General features: G+C 69.1%; 12 protein-coding genes and 1 tRNA gene. 6 read left to right on the top strand and 7 right to left on the bottom strand.

Annotation, left to right across the window (positions count from 1 at the left end; genetic code table 11):
* Positions 1-26: 26 nt before the first annotated feature.
* Positions 27-1,853, bottom strand: coding sequence for an AsmA family protein (locus QLH51_RS16355; RefSeq protein ID WP_125661184.1), 1,827 nt, complete (start codon positions 1,851-1,853; stop codon positions 27-29).
* A gap of 728 nt (positions 1,854-2,581) precedes the next feature.
* A complete protein-coding gene (locus QLH51_RS16360) occupies positions 2,582-2,749 on the bottom strand; it encodes a DUF1674 domain-containing protein (RefSeq protein WP_125661181.1) in 168 nt (55 codons plus the stop codon).
* Between the two features lie 91 nt (positions 2,750-2,840).
* Between QLH51_RS16360 and QLH51_RS16365 the strand changes: the two genes are divergently transcribed.
* The 3 genes from QLH51_RS16365 to QLH51_RS16375 all read left to right on the top strand — a co-directional run bounded on the left by QLH51_RS16365 (position 2,841) and on the right by QLH51_RS16375 (position 6,625).
* On the top strand, positions 2,841-4,100 hold the full coding sequence (locus QLH51_RS16365) for an RsmB/NOP family class I SAM-dependent RNA methyltransferase (RefSeq protein ID WP_125661178.1): 1,260 nt from the start codon (positions 2,841-2,843) through the stop codon (positions 4,098-4,100).
* 132 nt (positions 4,101-4,232) lie between these two features.
* A complete protein-coding gene (gene rpe / locus QLH51_RS16370) occupies positions 4,233-4,892 on the top strand; it encodes a ribulose-phosphate 3-epimerase (protein ID WP_125661174.1) in 660 nt (219 codons plus the stop codon).
* Positions 4,889-6,625 carry a heparinase II/III family protein gene (locus QLH51_RS16375; protein WP_125661170.1) on the top strand — a complete coding sequence of 579 codons (1,737 nt, stop codon included), beginning with the start codon at positions 4,889-4,891 and terminating at the stop codon, positions 6,623-6,625. Before rpe ends, QLH51_RS16375 begins: the two co-directional genes overlap by 4 nt.
* A gap of 264 nt (positions 6,626-6,889) precedes the next feature.
* On the opposite strand, the gene QLH51_RS16380 is transcribed toward QLH51_RS16375, so the two are convergent.
* Positions 6,890-7,669 (bottom strand): SDR family oxidoreductase, encoded by a 780-nt coding sequence (locus QLH51_RS16380; RefSeq protein ID WP_125661167.1) that lies wholly within the window; start codon positions 7,667-7,669, stop codon positions 6,890-6,892.
* 172 nt (positions 7,670-7,841) lie between these two features.
* On the opposite strand from QLH51_RS16380, the gene purH reads away from it, so the two are divergent.
* From purH to QLH51_RS16395, 3 genes are all read left to right on the top strand, one after another.
* A complete protein-coding gene (purH, locus tag QLH51_RS16385) occupies positions 7,842-9,428 on the top strand; it encodes a bifunctional phosphoribosylaminoimidazolecarboxamide formyltransferase/IMP cyclohydrolase (RefSeq protein ID WP_125661164.1) in 1,587 nt (528 codons plus the stop codon).
* Between the two features lie 295 nt (positions 9,429-9,723).
* On the top strand, positions 9,724-10,326 hold the full coding sequence (locus QLH51_RS16390; protein WP_125661161.1) for an HAD-IA family hydrolase: 603 nt from the start codon (positions 9,724-9,726) through the stop codon (positions 10,324-10,326).
* Positions 10,304-11,386: a glycoside hydrolase family 43 protein gene (locus tag QLH51_RS16395; protein WP_125661158.1), complete on the top strand. Its 1,083-nt coding sequence runs from the start codon at positions 10,304-10,306 to the stop codon at positions 11,384-11,386. The genes QLH51_RS16390 and QLH51_RS16395 overlap by 23 nt, the downstream gene beginning before the upstream one ends.
* Positions 11,387-11,391: 5 nt before the next feature.
* Here the strand turns inward: QLH51_RS16395 and QLH51_RS16400 are convergent, their stop codons facing one another.
* The 4 genes from QLH51_RS16400 to QLH51_RS16415 all read right to left on the bottom strand — a co-directional run bounded on the left by QLH51_RS16400 (position 11,392) and on the right by QLH51_RS16415 (position 15,861).
* A complete protein-coding gene (locus QLH51_RS16400) occupies positions 11,392-12,039 on the bottom strand; it encodes a phytanoyl-CoA dioxygenase family protein (RefSeq protein ID WP_206429235.1) in 648 nt (215 codons plus the stop codon).
* A 25-nt stretch (positions 12,040-12,064) separates the two neighbouring features.
* Positions 12,065-13,141: a serine hydrolase gene (locus QLH51_RS16405; RefSeq protein ID WP_125661155.1), complete on the bottom strand. Its 1,077-nt coding sequence runs from the start codon at positions 13,139-13,141 to the stop codon at positions 12,065-12,067.
* A 131-nt stretch (positions 13,142-13,272) separates the two neighbouring features.
* Positions 13,273-14,862 carry an L-aspartate oxidase gene (gene nadB, locus QLH51_RS16410; RefSeq protein WP_125661151.1) on the bottom strand — a complete coding sequence of 530 codons (1,590 nt, stop codon included), beginning with the start codon at positions 14,860-14,862 and terminating at the stop codon, positions 13,273-13,275.
* Between the two features lie 922 nt (positions 14,863-15,784).
* Positions 15,785-15,861 (bottom strand) — tRNA-Met (locus tag QLH51_RS16415).
* Positions 15,862-15,908: the final 47 nt, after the last annotated feature.

A 15,908-nucleotide genomic window follows, 5' to 3' on the forward strand; every position in this document is an offset into this window, starting at 1 on the left:
GCGCCGCCGCGAGGTGTAGGAAAGCGTTATCCCAGCACCCGCCCCACCAGCGCGCCGCAATCGGCATTGCCCGCGAGCGGGCGATCGTCGCCGCCGATCGCGCGGCCGATCATGCGCAGGATGCCGCCCGCGCTCTTGATCCCCGGCGGGATTTGTATTTCCGGTGCCTGCAGCCGGCCGGTGATCCGTACCGGCCGGTCGAGATGGAGCAGCGTGCGCTGCTTCGGCGTGCCGGTCAGCGCGATCGACAGCGTCTCGTCGGACAGGCGCACGACCCCCTGCCCCCGAGTCTGCGCGCGCGACGTGTCGATCAGCAGCGGGTCGATCCGCCCCAGCCCGCCCGCGACGTTCAGCCGCAGCCCGAGGCAGCGCAGCCGCGCCTGCGCATCGTCGTCGGTCAACAGCCCGCGCGCGACGTCGGCGCCGAGGAACGACGCCATCTTCGCCGGCAGCGTCCCGCCCGCCGCCGCGAAGCCGATGGTGCCGCTGGACCGGCCGACCGCGTCGCGGATCGTGTCGCCGCTGCCGGTCAGCTTCACCCGCGCGCGCAGCGGCGCATCGACCGGCGCGCCGCCGGCAAAGGTCGAAATGCGCGAGTCTACGAGCTTCAGGTCGAAGCGCGCGAGCGGCGTCGTTCGATCGCGCTGGTCGACGACCACCTGCCCGGTGATCCGCCCCTGCGCCAGCCGCACCGTGATCGGCGCGACGGTCAGCCGGCTATGGTCGATCGCCAGCACGGTATCGAGACTGCGCAGGCCGGGCATGTCGAGCAGCCGGTCGACGCGAATCGCGAGCTTGCCGTCGAGATCGGCCATCTTGGCGAGGTTGATGCGCGTGCCGGGCACGACGCGCGGGCCGATGCGCCGTTCGAGTGCGGCGGCGCGGGCGCGGCCTTCGTCGGTGGCGAGGTCGTCGAACGACAGCGACGCGAAATGCAGCCGCCCGTCGATGCCGGTGCGGCCGTCGTCCCGGGTCACGGTCGCGTTGGCCGCCACCAGCCGCGAGCGGCCGATCGTGCCCGACAGCTTCTCGACCACCCAGGCCGGATCGTCGTGGCGCACCCGCGCGGTGAGGTTGACCGGCTGGGTCCCGAACAGCCCCGCCTCGATCAGTGCATCGAGCGTTTTCAGGTCGTTGGCGCGCGCCGTCAGGTCGACGGTCATCCGCCTGGTATCGAGCGGCGAGGCCATCAGCCCCTTCGCATCGACGGTGATCGTCGGGCCGGCGACACGCGCGGTGAACGGCCATGCGTCGTCGTTCCGGATCGCCGGGCCGGCGAGCGCCACCGTCACCGGGCGATCGTCGATCGCGCCGTTGCCGCCTGCGCGAAACCCGCGTTCGTCGGACGCGACGGTGACGGCGAAGCGGCGGTTCTGCACCGCGTCGCGATAGTCGATCACGAGGTTCCGGATCGTCAGGCTGGTGATCGCCGATGCCGAGCCCTTGTCCCCGCGGCGGTCGGGTGCCCAGTTCTTGCGGCCGTCCCGGCTGCGCACCATCGCCACCCGCCCGCCATCGATGGCGAGCGCGGTCAGATCGAACTTGCCCCGCAGCAGCGGCAGCACCCGAAACCGGAAGTCGATGCGGTCGAGATGGACGAGGTCGCCCTTCCCCGCCCATGCCGGCTGCGCGATCGTCAGGTCGCGGACGATCAGCGTCGGCGAGAAGGACAGCGGCTCGACCCGTTCGATCGTGCCGATCGACACGTCGGCCTTGAAACGCTCGGCCAGCTTGACGCTCACCCGATCGCGCAAGACACCCCAGGGAAAGGCCGCGAGGATCAACAGGATGAGGAGCAGGAGGCCGACGATGCCGCCAAGGATGAACCGCCATGTACGCGAAAGCCGAGCCATAGGGCGACAAGTCGGGAAACGACAGTTCGTTCCATGGGCGCAATGGAATTACTGACAGGGTTGTAGGTTGGGGAGGGCGACATGCGGAGGATGGAGCGGACGGAAGTGCATCTTTCCCGATTAGGATCAAATTCCGGGAAGCCTGTTCTCAATGCCCCGCGCGACGACACAGTTTGAGCAGGTGGAGCAACTTGGGGTTCGTATCACCACTAGCGGCCATGTTCCTTGCGTTTAGGCATGTCTGTCGGGTGCGCGCAGGAGATGCGGAATCACGTGTATTGTTAGGTTTTGCTCTGGGATCGCGATGGTCCCGTTGCTGAGCCGGTCTGACCATACGGCCGGTGGTTCGGGCATGGTCGAGCGAGCCATTCCAGTCGAACACCGGCAAGTCCTGCGCGAACGTCGGCCCAGCCAGCCCAGCTAGCACAAGGGCGACGGCGATCTTGACCTGAACCATACACTTTATGCCTTCTTCGTCGCTCTGAAAGTGCCGTTCCTATGGCAGGTTGGTATTCCAAAGCTCGCCACATATCGGGCTCGACAATCATCACCAAAGGCAAACTACAGGGCGTCTTGTTGTTCCCGACATCGAACCCACAGCGGGCAATTGACCAACCGATAACGGTAACGGGCTCCTGTGGGCCTCACTTTCCTGGGGCTGATCGCATTTCCCTGAAACGTCATGCCCGACACGGAAAAACGGGGACGGGCGGACGGACCCGCCCCGCTCAGAAATCGACCGCGATCCCCTTGTGCGTCCAGTCGCCGTAGCGCGTCGGGCTGAGGCCCAGCGGGTCGTCGGCGTCGGATTTCACGGGCAAGGGCTCGGGGGCAGGCACCGGCGGCGACTTGGAGAGATGCGCTGGTGGCTTCACATGCGGGGGACGCTTGCCCATAGGGGTTCCTTTCCGGTTCACGTCATTGCACTTGGCGGACCAGCGACAGGATTCAAGTGAACCACCCCCCTTTGTGTATCGGAGCCCGATGATGGCGCGTCCCCGCCTTGCCCCCGAAGCGCCCGGCGTGCCCGCGCGGCGGGCCGCGCTGAAACTGCTCGACGCCGTGCTGCGGCGCGGGCTGCCGCTGGAGGCGGCGCTGGCGAGCGCGACCGCCGAGCTCGACCGGCGCGAGGATCGCGGGTTGGCCCATGCCATCGCCGCCGCGGTGCTGCGGCGGTTGCCCGATCTGGACGCGATGATCGACGGCGCGACGCAGCGCCCGCTGCCCGACGATGCCAAGGCGCGGTTCGTGCTGCGCATCGCGCTGGCGCAGGCGCTGGTGCTCAACACCCCGCCGCACGCCGCGATCGCCACCGCGCTGCCGCTGGTCGACGGGGGGCCGCGCAAGCTGGTGCACGGCGTGTTCGGGACATTGTCGCGCAGCAACGCGCGACTGCCCGATGCGGCGACGCTGCCCGCCGATACCGATGCGCGCTGGGTCGCGGCATGGGGCGAGGACATGGTGATCGCGGCGGCGCAGGCGATCGCGCAACAGCCGCCGGTCGACCTGTCGATGAAGGGCGAGGACGGGCCGGACGGCGAGACGCTGGCGCCGCGCCATCGGCGGCTGCACGAAAACGGCGCGATCGCCGACCTGCCGGGCTATGCCGACGGCAACTGGTGGGTCCAGGATCTGGCAGCGTCGATTCCCGCGCGGCTGCTGGGCCGGGGGCCGGGCAGCGCGATCGACCTGTGCGCGGCGCCGGGGGGCAAGACGCTGCAACTGGCCGCCGCCGGGTGGGACGTGACCGCGCTCGACAATTCGGACAGCCGGTTGCTGCGGCTGCGCGAGAATATGGAGCGCACCGGGCTGTCGGCGAACGTCGTCACCGGCGATGCGCTGGTGTGGAAGCCGCAGGCGCCGGCCGATGCGGTGCTGCTCGACGCGCCGTGCAGCGCGACCGGCATCTTCCGCCGCCATCCCGACGTGCTGCACCGCGTGCGGCCGAGCGTGATCGCCGAGACGGCGGCGTTGCAGGCGCGGCTGCTGGCGCGTGCGGCCGACTGGGTGAAGCCCGGCGGGCGGCTGGTCTATGCCACCTGTTCGCTGGAGCCGGCGGAGGGCGAGGCGCAGTTGGAGCGGTTCCTAGGCGCGCGACCGGACTATGCGGTGGAGGCGGCGACGGCGGAGGAACTGCCCGCGGGGGTGCCGGTGCATGATCGCGGCTATGTGCGGACGCTGCCGGGGATGCTGGCGGACAAGGGCGGGCTGGACGGGTTCTTCATCGTCCGGTTGCGGCGGAGCTGAAGAAGATCGGGTTCACGCGAAGGCGCGGAGACGCGAAGTCCCCCGCGTCTCCGCGCCCCCTCGCGCACCAATTCTTGCCTGTGCCTTTACCCTTCGCTTGCCGAGTCGCCAGACCGTGCTAGGACGAACGCCATGCAAGCCGTCCGTATCGCGCCCTCCATCCTTTCCGCCGATTTCGCCAAGCTGGGCGAGGAAGTGCGCGCCATCGACGACGCCGGGGCGGACTGGATCCATATCGACGTCATGGACGGGCATTTCGTCCCCAACCTGACGATCGGCCCGGCGGTGGTGAAGGCGCTGCGCCCGCACAGCGCGAAGCCGTTCGACGTCCACCTGATGGTGTCGCCGGTCGACCCGCTGGTCGAGGCGTTCGCCGAAGCCGGGGCCGATATCCTGTCGGTCCATCCGGAATCGGGCCCGCACCTCCATCGCACGCTCCAGCGGATCAAGGCGCTGGGCAAGCGCGCCGGCGTGGTGCTGAACCCCGGCACGCCGGTCGAGGTGGTCGATCAGGTCATCGACCTGACCGACCTGTTGCTGGTGATGAGCGTCAATCCCGGGTTCGGCGGGCAGAAGTTCATCGACAGCCAGCTGCGCAAGATCGAGGCGCTGCGTGCCCGCATCGACGCGACGGGACGGCAGATCGATCTGCAGGTCGATGGCGGCATCGACCGCACGACCGCGCCGAAGGCGATCGCGGCCGGGGCCGACTGCCTCGTCGCCGGGACCGCGACCTTTACCGGCGGCCCGACCGCCTATGCCGCGAACATCGCCGCACTGCGCGGCGCATGATCCCGCCCCAGCCGATCGACGAACCGCGCGACGGGATCGACGTCGGCAAGCGGCTGGTGCGACAGGGCGGCGGCACCGGGCTGTCGCTGTCCGAACGCATCGCCGAGAAGCTGCAACGCCTTGCGTGGCGCACGCCGCTGCACGGCCTCCGGCTGAAAGGGCGGCATCCGCTCAAGCTGATCGCGGTCGCCGACGATCCGTTCTTCGGCGACGTGGCGCGCGGGCAGGCGCTGCTGCGCGGCGAATTGATGTTCCGGGGCGAAACCGTGGCCGTAGAGCGGCTGGGGCTGGACCGGCCGAAATTCTCCGCCGCCTTTGCCGAGCATCTGCACAGCTTCGCGTGGCTGCGCGACCTGTCGAGCGTCGCGCCGCGGGTGACGGCGGTGCCGATCGCCGAGACGCTGATGCTGCAATGGCTGGCGGCGCATGGCGAGCGGGTATCGGAGCCGGCGTGGGCGGCGCACCTGACCGGACGGCGGATGCTGTTCTGGATCGCGCATGCGCCGCTGATCCTGTCGTCGACCGACCTCGTCTATCGATCGCGCGTGCTGAACACGATCGCGCGCGCCGCCCGGCATCTGGACGGCGAGGCGGGCAAGGCACCGGCGGGCATCCGCGCGATCACCGCCTGGGCCGGGGTGGTCGCCGCCGGACTGGTGGTGCCCGGCGGCGATCCGCGGCGCGGGTTCGGCGAACATGGCCTCGCGCGGGCGCTGGCGATGGGCATGTTCGAGGATGGCGGCATCGTCGGCCGCTCGCCCGCCGAACAGCTCGACGCGGTGATGACGCTGACGGCCTTGCGCGAAATCTATGCCGCGCGGCGGCTGGACGTGCCCGAGGCGCAGGGACTGGCGCTGACGCGGATGGTCGCCGCGCTGCTGGGCGTATGCCATGGCGAGGGGGGACTGGCCTGCTGGCAGGGGTCGGGACCGGTGTCGGGCGAGCGCATCGCCGATGTCGTCGCGGCTACGGCCGTGCGCACGCGCCCCTTACGCCATGCCGGCGACTGGGGATATCAGCGGCTGGCGGCGGGACGCACCGTGCTGATCGTCGATTCCGCCCCGCCGCCGATCGCGCCGGCCTCGCGCGAGGGATGCGCGTCGACGCTGGCGTTCGAGCTGTCGGATGCCGGACAGCGGATCGTGGTGAATTGCGGCGGCGCTGGGGCCGCGCTGCTGACGCTGTCGAGCGAACTGCGCCGCGCGCTGCGCACCACCGCCGCGCATTCGACGCTGGTGCTGGCCGATGCCAATTCCACCGCGATCCATGCCGACGGGTCGCTGGGCAAGGGCGTCGGCGTGGTCGACATGCACCGTCAGGAAAGCGACGCGATCAGCCGGATCGAGGTCGCGCATGACGGCTATGCCAGGCGGCTGGGGTTCCAGCATCGCCGCGTCCTGACCCTGTCCGCCGATGGCCGCGACGTGCAGGGCGAGGACATGCTGATCCCGACCGGCCGGCGCGGGCGCAAGGGCGAGACGGGCTTCGTCGCGCGCTTCCACCTGGCGCCGGGGATCGAGATCGCGCCCACCGCCGACGGACAGGCCGCGTTCCTGCGCATTCCCGAAGGCCCGGTATGGCAGTTCCGCTGCAAGGGCGCGACGCTGGGCGTCGAGGAAAGCCTGTGGCTCGACGATAGCGGCACGCCGGTGGCGACGTTCCAGCTGGTGCTGTCGGGCGCCACGCCGGCGGGCGGGCATGACTTTTCGTGGCGGTTCCACCGGGCGCGGTAGGGGCGATACACAGGGCTGGGGTTTGATCCATCCCTGTTGAAACGGGCGTCATCCCGGCGAAAGCCGGGATCTCCCGGTGGTAGCGCGCAGCAGGCGCCGGTGGAGACCCCAGCCTACGCTGGGGTGACGTTTCCATACAAATGGATCAAACTCCAGCCGTACCCCCGCGCAGGCGGGGGTCCAGAGCCCCGAACGCCGCCGGCCTGTTTGGCGCTGAATCAACGCCTGCGCGGGGATACGGAATCGGGCAGGCCGCTGCCTCCCTCACCCCGGTGACACCGCCGATCCTGCCAGCAACCCGCCGTCGATATTGACCTCGGTCCCGGTCATGTACGCCGCTTCGTCCGACGCCAGCATCGCCGCGACCGCCGCGACCTCTTCCGGGAGTCCAAAGCGCTTGAGCGGCGTGTCGGCGACCAGAGCCGCCATCCGCGCGTCGCGGTCCGGTCCGTCGCCCAGCATCGGTTCCCAGATCGGGGTCAGGATCGCCGCGGGGTGGACCGAATTGCAGCGGATGCGCCAGCCCTGCTGCGCGCAATAGAGTGCGACGCTCTTGCTGTGGTTGCGGATCGCCGCCTTGGACGAGGCATAGGCCGCCGCACCCGGGATGCCGACCAGCCCGGAGCGCGACGAGATGTTGATGATCGATCCGGTCCCTGCCGCCTTCATCGCGCCGATCGCATAGCGACAACCAAGGAAGGTGCCGTCGAGATTGACGGCATGGACCGCGCGCCAGTCGGCGAGCGACGCATGTTCAGGATCCTGCAGCACCATGCCCCTTTCGAACCCGGTCACGCCGGCATTATTGACCACGACATCGGCGACCGGCACCGCGTGCGCCAGCCGGGTCCAGTCCCCCTCCTCGCGCACGTCGAGCGTGACGAAGCGACAGCCGAGCGCATCAGCGGCGGCCTGTCCGGCCTGCGCGTCGATATCGGTCAGAACGACGGTGGCGCCCTCTTCGTGAAAGCGCGTGGCGATGGCATGGCCGATCCCGCGCGCAGCGCCGGTGACGACGCAGAGTTTCGATTGCAGACGGTGCATGATGGAGTCCCTGTCGGAGTAATCGTGCGGCGGACATTCCGCCGGTTCAGCTGGGCGACTGGACCATCGTTCCGACTCCGTTGGGGACGGCGCGGAGGCTACGCCCACCCGCCGAAAGTCGCAAGCCGCGCCCCCTTGCCCCGTCGCGCCATTCGCGCGAAAGGGCGCGGCCATGGATCATGTCACCGCACAGCGCGCGCTTCTCTCGGTTTCCGACAAGAGCGGCATCGTCGACCTCGCCACCGCGCTCAGCCGCCACGGCGTCGAGTTGGTATCGACCGGCGGGACCGCCGCCGCGCTGCGCGATGCGGGGCTGGGCGTCCGCGACATTTCCGACCTGACCGGTTTTCCCGAGATGATGGACGGGCGGGTCAAGACGCTGCACCCGGTGGTGCATGGAGGGTTGCTGGCGGTGCGCGACAATCCGGCGCATGTCGCGTCGATGGACGAACATGGCATCGGCGCGATCGATATCGTCGTCGTGAACCTCTATCCATTCGAAGCGACCGTGGCCAAGGGTGCCGATCGCGAGACGATCATCGAGAATATCGACATCGGCGGCCCGTCGATGGTGCGATCCGCCGCCAAGAACCATGACGCGGTGGCGATCGTGACCGATCCCGCCGACTATGCCGCGCTGATCGCCGAACTGGATGCGAGCGGCGGCACCAGCCTCGCCACCCGCCGCCGGTTCGCCGCCAAGGCCTATGCCGCCACCGCCGCCTATGACTCGGCGATCGCGCAGTGGTTCGCCTTCGCCGATCAGGGGCAGAGGTTCCCCGACACGCTGCCGCTCGCCTTCACCCGCGGCGCCGAGCTGCGCTATGGCGAGAACCCGCATCAGTCGGCGTCGCTCTACATCCCGCGCGGGCCGGCCGCGCGCGGTATCGCGCAGGCCGAGCAGGTGCAGGGCAAGGCGCTGAGCTACAACAATTACAACGACGCCGATGCCGCGCTGGAACTGGTCAGCGAGTTTCGCGACGGGCCGCCGACCGTGGTCATCGTCAAGCACGCCAATCCGTGCGGCGTGGCGACCGGCGCTACGCTGATCGAGGCGTATCAGGCGGCGCTGGCGTGCGACAGCGTGTCGGCGTTCGGCGGGATCATCGCGGTCAACCGCCCGCTCGACGGCGAAACCGCGCGCGCGATCAGCGGCATCTTCACCGAAGTCGTCGCCGCGCCGTCGGCCGATGACGAGGCGAAGGCGGTGTTCGCGGCAAAGAAGAATCTGCGCCTGCTGCTGACCGGCGACCTGCCCGATCCGGCGCGTGGCGGGCTGATGGTGAAGACCATTGCCGGCGGGCTGCTGGTCCAGTCGCGCGACGGCGGCAATCTCGATCAGGTCGAACTGAAGGTCGTGACGCAGCGCCAGCCGACCGAACAGGAACTGGCCGACTGCCGCTTCGCATGGACCGTCGCCAAGCACGTCAAGTCGAACGCGATCGTCTATGCCCGGGGCGGCAGCACGGCGGGGATCGGCGCGGGGCAGATGAACCGGCTGGAATCGGCGCGGATCGCCGCGTGGAAGGCGAAGGACGCGGCGGACAAGGCCGGCTGGGCCGAGGCGCGCACCATCGGCTCGGCGGTCGCATCGGACGCGTTCTTCCCGTTCGCCGACGGGCTGCTGGCCGCGGTCGAGGCGGGTGCCACCGCGGTGATCCAGCCCGGCGGATCGATCCGCGACGACGAGGTGATCGCGGCGGCGGACGAAGCCGGCCTCGCGATGGTGTTCACGGGGATGCGCCACTTCCGGCATTGAGGTGACCGCAACGCTGCGCCCCAGCCGATAGCGCCCCCCGCGCAGGCGGGGGTCCGGAGCGACAAGCGCAAACCGCCGTTCCGTGCGACTCTTTTGAAACGGGCGTCATCCCGGCGAAGGCCGGGATCTCCCGGTGGCAGCGCGCAGCAGGCGCCGATGGAGACCCCAGCCTTCGCCGGGGTGACGTTTCCATACCGATGGATCGAACTCCAGGCCCCCACCTGCGCGGGGGTACATCCCGCCGGTAGCTGTGAGCGATTTGCCTCCCCCGCCCCGGCCCGGTACGACCGGCCGCATGCCCTTGTTTTGCAACACCCGCTACGCCGCGTTCCTGTTTGACATGGACGGCACGCTGCTCGATTCCACCGCAGCGGTCGAGCGGGTCTGGCGACGCTGGTGCGCGCGGCACGGCATCGATGCCGAGGCGCTGATCGCGGTGTGCCACGGCGTGCGGGGCGAGGATACGGTGCGGCGCTTCGCCACGCCGGGCATGGATATCGCCACCGAAGCGCAGTGGCTGATCGCGGCCGAACTGGAGGATGTCGACGGTATCGTCGCGATCGACGGCGTGCACGCGCTGATCGCCGGGCTGGCGCCGACCGAGTGGGCGATCGTCACCTCCGCGCCGCGCAACCTGGCCGAGGTGCGGTTGCGCGCGATCGACCTGCCGATCCCGCAAGTGTTCATCACCGCCGAAGACGTGACCGCCGGCAAGCCCGATCCGCAGGGCTTCCGCCTCGCCGCCGACCGGCTGGGCGTATCGATCGCGGATTGCCTGGTATTCGAGGATTCGCCCGCCGGGGTCGCGGCGGGCAAGGCGGCGGGGGCGGCGGTCGCGATCGTCGGTCCCCGCGTCGCTCCGGAGGAGGGGACCCATGCGATCACCGACTATCGCTGACCTGACGATCGGGCGGCGGACGCTGCTCGCGGGGCTGGGCGCATCGCTGGCGCTGCCGCGCGCGGCGCTGGCGGCCAATCCGGCGTTTCCCGGCTGGTACGCCGATCCCGAAATCCATATCTTCGGCGACCGCTACTGGATCTATCCCACCTATTCCGCCGATCAGGATACGCCCGCGCCGCCGAGCCGGCTGACGCCGTGGCAGGTGGCGGAGCGCAAGGCACCGCATATCTGGCACCCGTTCCTGCGCCAGACGTTCCTCGACGCCTTTTCCTCGCCCGACCTGGTCGAATGGACCCGGCATCCCCGCGTGCTCGACGTCGAACGCGTCGGCTGGGCCGCCTATGCGATGTGGGCACCCTCGGCGATCGAGCATCGCGGACGCTATTACCTGTTCTTCGGCGCGAACGACATCAGGAACGATGCGCAGAAGGGCGGCATCGGCGTCGCGGTGGCGGACAAGCCGGAAGGGCCGTTCCGCGACGCGATCGGCAGGCCGTTGATCGACAGGATCGTGAACGGCGCGCAGCCGATCGACCAGATGGCGTTCCGCGACGACGACGGGCAGGTTTATCTCTATTATGGCGGGTGGAAGCACTGCAACGTCGTGCGCCTGTCGGACACGCTGACCGACATCGTGCCGTTCGCCGACGGCACCCGGTTCAAGGCGATCACCCCCTCCCCCGACTATGTCGAGGGGCCGTACATGGTGAAGCGGAACGGCGTCTATTACCTGATGTGGTCGGAGGGCGGCTGGACCGGCCCCGATTACCGCGTCGCCTATGCTACCGGCCCCGGCCCGCTCGGGCCGTTCACCCCGCGCGGGGTGGTGCTGCAACAGGATGCCCGCGTCGCACGCGGGGCGGGGCACCACTCGCTGGTGCGGATACCGGGCACCGACGAGTGGTACATCGTCTATCACCGCCGCCCGCTGGGCGAGACCGATGGCAATCACCGCGAGGTCGCGATCGACCGGATGACGTTCCGCGCCGATGGCAGCATCGCGCCGGTCGTCATTACCGCCATGGGCGTGGGACCACGGCCGTTGGCGAAGCGCTGACCAAGCTACACACACTGCCACTGGAGCCCGCCCGGCAGCGGCCGCGCCGTATAGTCGATCTGTAGTACCCGTCGGCGGCGGGGCCGGACCGCGGCATCCGATGCGTGCAGGATCGGGGTGGCATAGAGCCAGACATCCCCCGCCCCTGCCAGACAGGCCGACACGCCATGGCGGCGGACCGTCGCAGCAATCGCCTCCACCGGAACGCGACCTGCCCGGTGCGACCCTGGCGCGATGAGCAGCGGCGCATTGTCCGCATCGACCGGATCGAGATGCACCCGCAACGTCGCCATTCCGGCGAACAGGTCGAACGGCGGCTCGACATGCTGCAACCCGGATTTCGTCGTCCATGGCCCGAAACCGGCAACATCGATGCGCTCACGGACGCAGATGGTGCGATCCTGATGCCAGCCCAGAGCCCAGTTCGTGGTTTCGCTCTTGTCGAACAACACGGCGCGGACCGGGTGGGCGATGGTCCCCAGCGCGTGGCTCGCGATCGTTCTGATCGTCCCGTCGGGTCGCACCAGCGATCGGACCGCCGCATTGCCGGCGATCCGGACACCGGCCCGATCGGGCGGCATCGCCGCGACCGCGGCGAAGAGCGCCGGCAGCTCTGCCGCTACCGCCCGGTCGAAGCGCTCCGCCCCGTCCACGGCATAGCGGAGCGCCCCGATCGCCCTATCCGTGCACCGCGACGATCGACGACACGACCGTCTGGATCAATTGCTGGCGTTCGGGCACTGGGCGCGCGGTGTCGCCGATCATCACCGCCACGGCATAGGCCTTGCCATCGGGTGCGGTCAGGATGCCGACATCGTTGAAGCCAGCGGTGCGGCCGCCCAGATCCTGCCCGGTCCCGGTCTTGTGCGCGACGCTCCACCCGGCGGGCAGCGCGGCGCGGATGCGGGCGCGGCCGGTGCGGGTGTGGCTCATCGTGTCGAGCAGCCACTGCGTCGACTGCGGGGTCAGCAGCATGCCGTGGTGGAGCCGCGCCAGCGCATCGGCGATCGCCCCCGCCCCGGCGCCATCGGGCGGATCGGCGACATAGGCCTGATAGGCGGCACGGCGGACATTGGGGTCGAGCCGCGAGCGCGCCTGCGCAAAGGCGTTGCCCTGCGAATATTCCTGTTTCCACGGCAGCCCGGCGGTCCGCGCCTGCAACAGCCGCTCGCCGGGACCGAAGCGGATATTGCCCAGCCCCCGGCTGGCGATGAAGTCGCGCACCGCGACCGGTCCGCCCGCCAGGTTCAGCAGCTTGTCGTTGGCGGTATTGTCGCTCATCGTCAGCGCGCGGCGCAGCAGGTCGCCGACGGTCGTGTTGAACGCGCCGTCCTTCATCAGATAGGCGATCGGCTGGTGGAACAGCGTCAGGTCGCTGCGCGTGATCGTGACCGGGGCGGTCAGCGCATAGCGCCCCTCGTCGATCGCGTTCATCATCGTCAGCGCGACCCACAGCTTGCTGACCGATTGCTGCGGCATGCGCTGGTCCATGGCGTGGCCGACGACCCAGCCTTCGTCGATGCTGCGCACCGCGATGCTGACCTTGCCCTGGAACCCGCCGCCCAGCGCATTGATCGCGGCGGCCAGTGCCGGCGGCGCCGGCCGGGTCTGTGCCGGCAGCGGGACGGGAACGGCATAGCGCGGCGCGGCGGCCTGCGCGGTCGGCGGCAGCGTTCGCGTGGCCAGCCCGGCACCGCCCAGTGCGACCACCGCAACTACCAGCGCCGCGTTGCGCGACCCGATTCGATTCAACATGTGCGCGATCATCTCACCCCGGAACTTGGCGCAACCATGCTTGTCCGCCTGTTAACATAACAGGGCGCGGGGCGGCGCTTGCGACGAAATCCCCTCTCGGGACGACGAAACGCGGCAACCTTCCGCGCGCGTTACGGCACAAGGATCGTGTCGAGCGCCTGTGCGTCGGTTTCGGGGTAGTCGAGGGTGTAGTGAAGTCCGCGGCTCTCCTTGCGCCGGAGCGCCGAGCGCACGATCAGGTCGGCCGATTGCAGCAGGTTGCGCAGTTCGATCAGGTCGGCGGTCACCCGGAAATGGCCGTAATAATCGGCGACCTCCTCGGTCAGCATCGCGATGCGGTGGCGCGCGCGCTCCAGCCGCTTGGTCGACCGGACGATGCCGACATAGTTCCACATGAAGCGGCGGATCTCGGTCCAGTTCTGCTTGATGACCACTTCCTCGTCGGAATCGGTCACGCGGCTTTCGTCCCAGCCCCGGATCGCGGGCGGCGGCGGCAGGTCGGCCCAGCGCGCGGCGATGTCGCGCGCCGCCGCCTCGCCGAACACGAAGCATTCGAGCAGCGAATTGGACGCGAGGCGGTTGGCGCCGTGCAGCCCCGACTGCGATACCTCGCCCACGGCATAGAGGCCGGGCAGGTCGGTACGCCCGTCGCGGTCGATCACCACGCCGCCACAGGTGTAATGCTGCGCCGGAACCACCGGAATGCCCTGCCGCGTCATGTCGATGCCGAGGCCGAGCAGCTTCTCGTGGATATTGGGGAAATGGCCGCGGACGAACGCCGGCTCCATGTGGCTGATGTCGAGATGGACGTAGTCGAGCCCGAACCGCTTTATTTCCGCATCGATCGCCCGCGCCACGATATCGCGCGGCGCCAGTTCGGCGCGGGGGTCGTAATAGGGCATGAAATTCTTGCCCGTCGTCGGGTTGATGAGCTTCCCGCCCTCGCCGCGCACCGCTTCGGTAATCAGGAAATTCTTGACCTCCAGATTGTAGAGGCAGGTCGGGTGGAACTGCATGAATTCCATGTTCGACACGCGGCAGCCCGCGCGCCATGCCATGGCGATGCCGTCGCCGGTCGCGCCGCGCGGCGCGGTGCTGAACAGATAGGTTCGCCCCGCCCCGCCGGTCGCGAGGATCGTTGCGCGCGCGGTGAACAGCTCGACCCGGTCGGTGGCGCGGTTGAACGCATAGACGCCCCAGACATTGCCGGCGCCCGAATAGCGCTGCTCGTGCCGGCTGGTCGCCAGATCGACCGCGACCATATCGGGCAGCAGGGTGATGTTGGGATGGGCCCGCGCAGCCCGGATCAGCGCTTCCTGCACCGCCCAGCCGGTGGCGTCGTCGACATGGACGATACGGCGATGCGAATGACCGCCCTCGCGCGTCAGGTGCAGCGCCTCACCGTCCATGTTGAACGGCACGCCCAGCGCCGCCAGCCGCTCGATCGCGGCGGGGGCCCCCTCCACGACGAACTCGACGGTCGCGCGATCGTTGAGGCCGGCGCCGGCGACCATCGTGTCCTCGACATGGTTCTCGAACGTGTCGCCGGGTTCGAGCACCGCAGCGATGCCGCCTTGCGCCCAGGCGGTCGACCCCTCGTTCAGCGCGCCCTTCGCCAATACCGTGACCCGGAACCGTTCCGCCAGGTGCAGCGCCGCGGTCAGGCCGGCGGCACCCGACCCGATGATGAGGACGTCGGTCTGGGCAGGGTCGTGGGACAAGGGGCGCTCCGATCTGTCTGGGGCGCGACTATGCGGGTTCGGGGCGCCCTGACAAGCGATCGTGAAGGTGCCGGGTCGTTCTTGCGCACCATTGCCACGCCCGGCCGACACCGTAGGCCGGGCATCGAAGTGCGATGAGGTTCCTTCGGGTCCGACATCCTGCGAGCGGAGGAAGCGAGGCATCCGGTCGAACGGCCTGCGCGCGTGCTACCGCCACCTCCGATCGGAACCGGACGGCCATGGTATGACGGCGGTAACGGGTTCGCGATAGAATGGGCGTTCTTCCCTCGCGCTTGCGGGGATATCCCGGTGCTTGTCGGGATCATCGGCGTGATGCTGCTGTTTCCCCGCCGTTGCGGGGATGCGCCAAACGGGTGCGCGGTCGCGAGGTGCGAGGAGGCGTTGCCACGCCGAGTTGGAGTTCTCCGGACACGGAGCGTGGGCTGATCGACGGCGCGCCTTTGCCACGCTCCCGCCGGAGCGGCGACGGGCAGAACCTGGAACTGCGGTTCGTTGCACGTTGCCGCCGGCTTGCCCGGAGTCGTCACAAGGGCAGTTGGACGATTGGCGGCAAACGGTTCCAATGCGTTGTCGACGACAGCCGTTTATCGAGGTCGACCATGCAGGGACTGGAAGGCCACCCCGGTATGGTTTTGCCTCGAACTGGTCGATCGTTTGCCGCGTGGCCAGCCGTAGCCTTTTCGTGTCTCGGCGGGCGCGCGACCCGAAAGCCGCAACTTCGAAGGCCGGTTAGGACGTAAGAGCAACGGAAGCTGTGCCGAGCGGCGGCGCCAACGGATCTTTCAGCACACCGAACCGGCAGGCTGGGGCGACGGCGTTACGTCGCAGGTTCGGCGTTGGGGATGGATGTGCGTCGGACGCAACAATAGCCCGCCAAGTCCTTCGACTTGCGGGCTATTGTTGGTTGCGGGGACAGGATTTGAACCTGTGACCTTCAGGTTATGAGCCTGACGAGCTACCGGGCTGCTCCACCCCGCGTCACCTGGGGCGCCCGTATGTGGGCGCGAGGGTGTTGAGACATGTGA

Source organism: Sphingomonas sp. 2R-10 (genome assembly GCF_030062225.1).
GTDB lineage: Bacteria > Pseudomonadota > Alphaproteobacteria > Sphingomonadales > Sphingomonadaceae > Sphingomonas.

What these genes read in the sequence shown, in the direction of transcription:
- QLH51_RS16375 (WP_125661170.1), top strand. Translation starts at nt 4,889, where the DNA reads ATGATCCCGCCCCAGCCGATCGACGAACCGCGCGACGGGATCGACGTC.
- purH (WP_125661164.1), top strand. Translation starts at nt 7,842, where the DNA reads ATGGATCATGTCACCGCACAGCGCGCGCTTCTCTCGGTTTCCGACAAG.
- QLH51_RS16390 (WP_125661161.1), top strand. Translation starts at nt 9,724, where the DNA reads ATGCCCTTGTTTTGCAACACCCGCTACGCCGCGTTCCTGTTTGACATG.
- QLH51_RS16380 (WP_125661167.1), bottom strand. Translation starts at nt 7,669, where the DNA reads ATGCACCGTCTGCAATCGAAACTCTGCGTCGTCACCGGCGCTGCGCGC.
- QLH51_RS16355 (WP_125661184.1), bottom strand. Translation starts at nt 1,853, where the DNA reads ATGGCTCGGCTTTCGCGTACATGGCGGTTCATCCTTGGCGGCATCGTC.
- QLH51_RS16405 (WP_125661155.1), bottom strand. Translation starts at nt 13,141, where the DNA reads ATGTTGAATCGAATCGGGTCGCGCAACGCGGCGCTGGTAGTTGCGGTG.
- rpe (WP_125661174.1), top strand. Translation starts at nt 4,233, where the DNA reads ATGCAAGCCGTCCGTATCGCGCCCTCCATCCTTTCCGCCGATTTCGCC.
- QLH51_RS16360 (WP_125661181.1), bottom strand. Translation starts at nt 2,749, where the DNA reads ATGGGCAAGCGTCCCCCGCATGTGAAGCCACCAGCGCATCTCTCCAAG.
- QLH51_RS16395 (WP_125661158.1), top strand. Translation starts at nt 10,304, where the DNA reads ATGCGATCACCGACTATCGCTGACCTGACGATCGGGCGGCGGACGCTG.
- QLH51_RS16365 (WP_125661178.1), top strand. Translation starts at nt 2,841, where the DNA reads ATGGCGCGTCCCCGCCTTGCCCCCGAAGCGCCCGGCGTGCCCGCGCGG.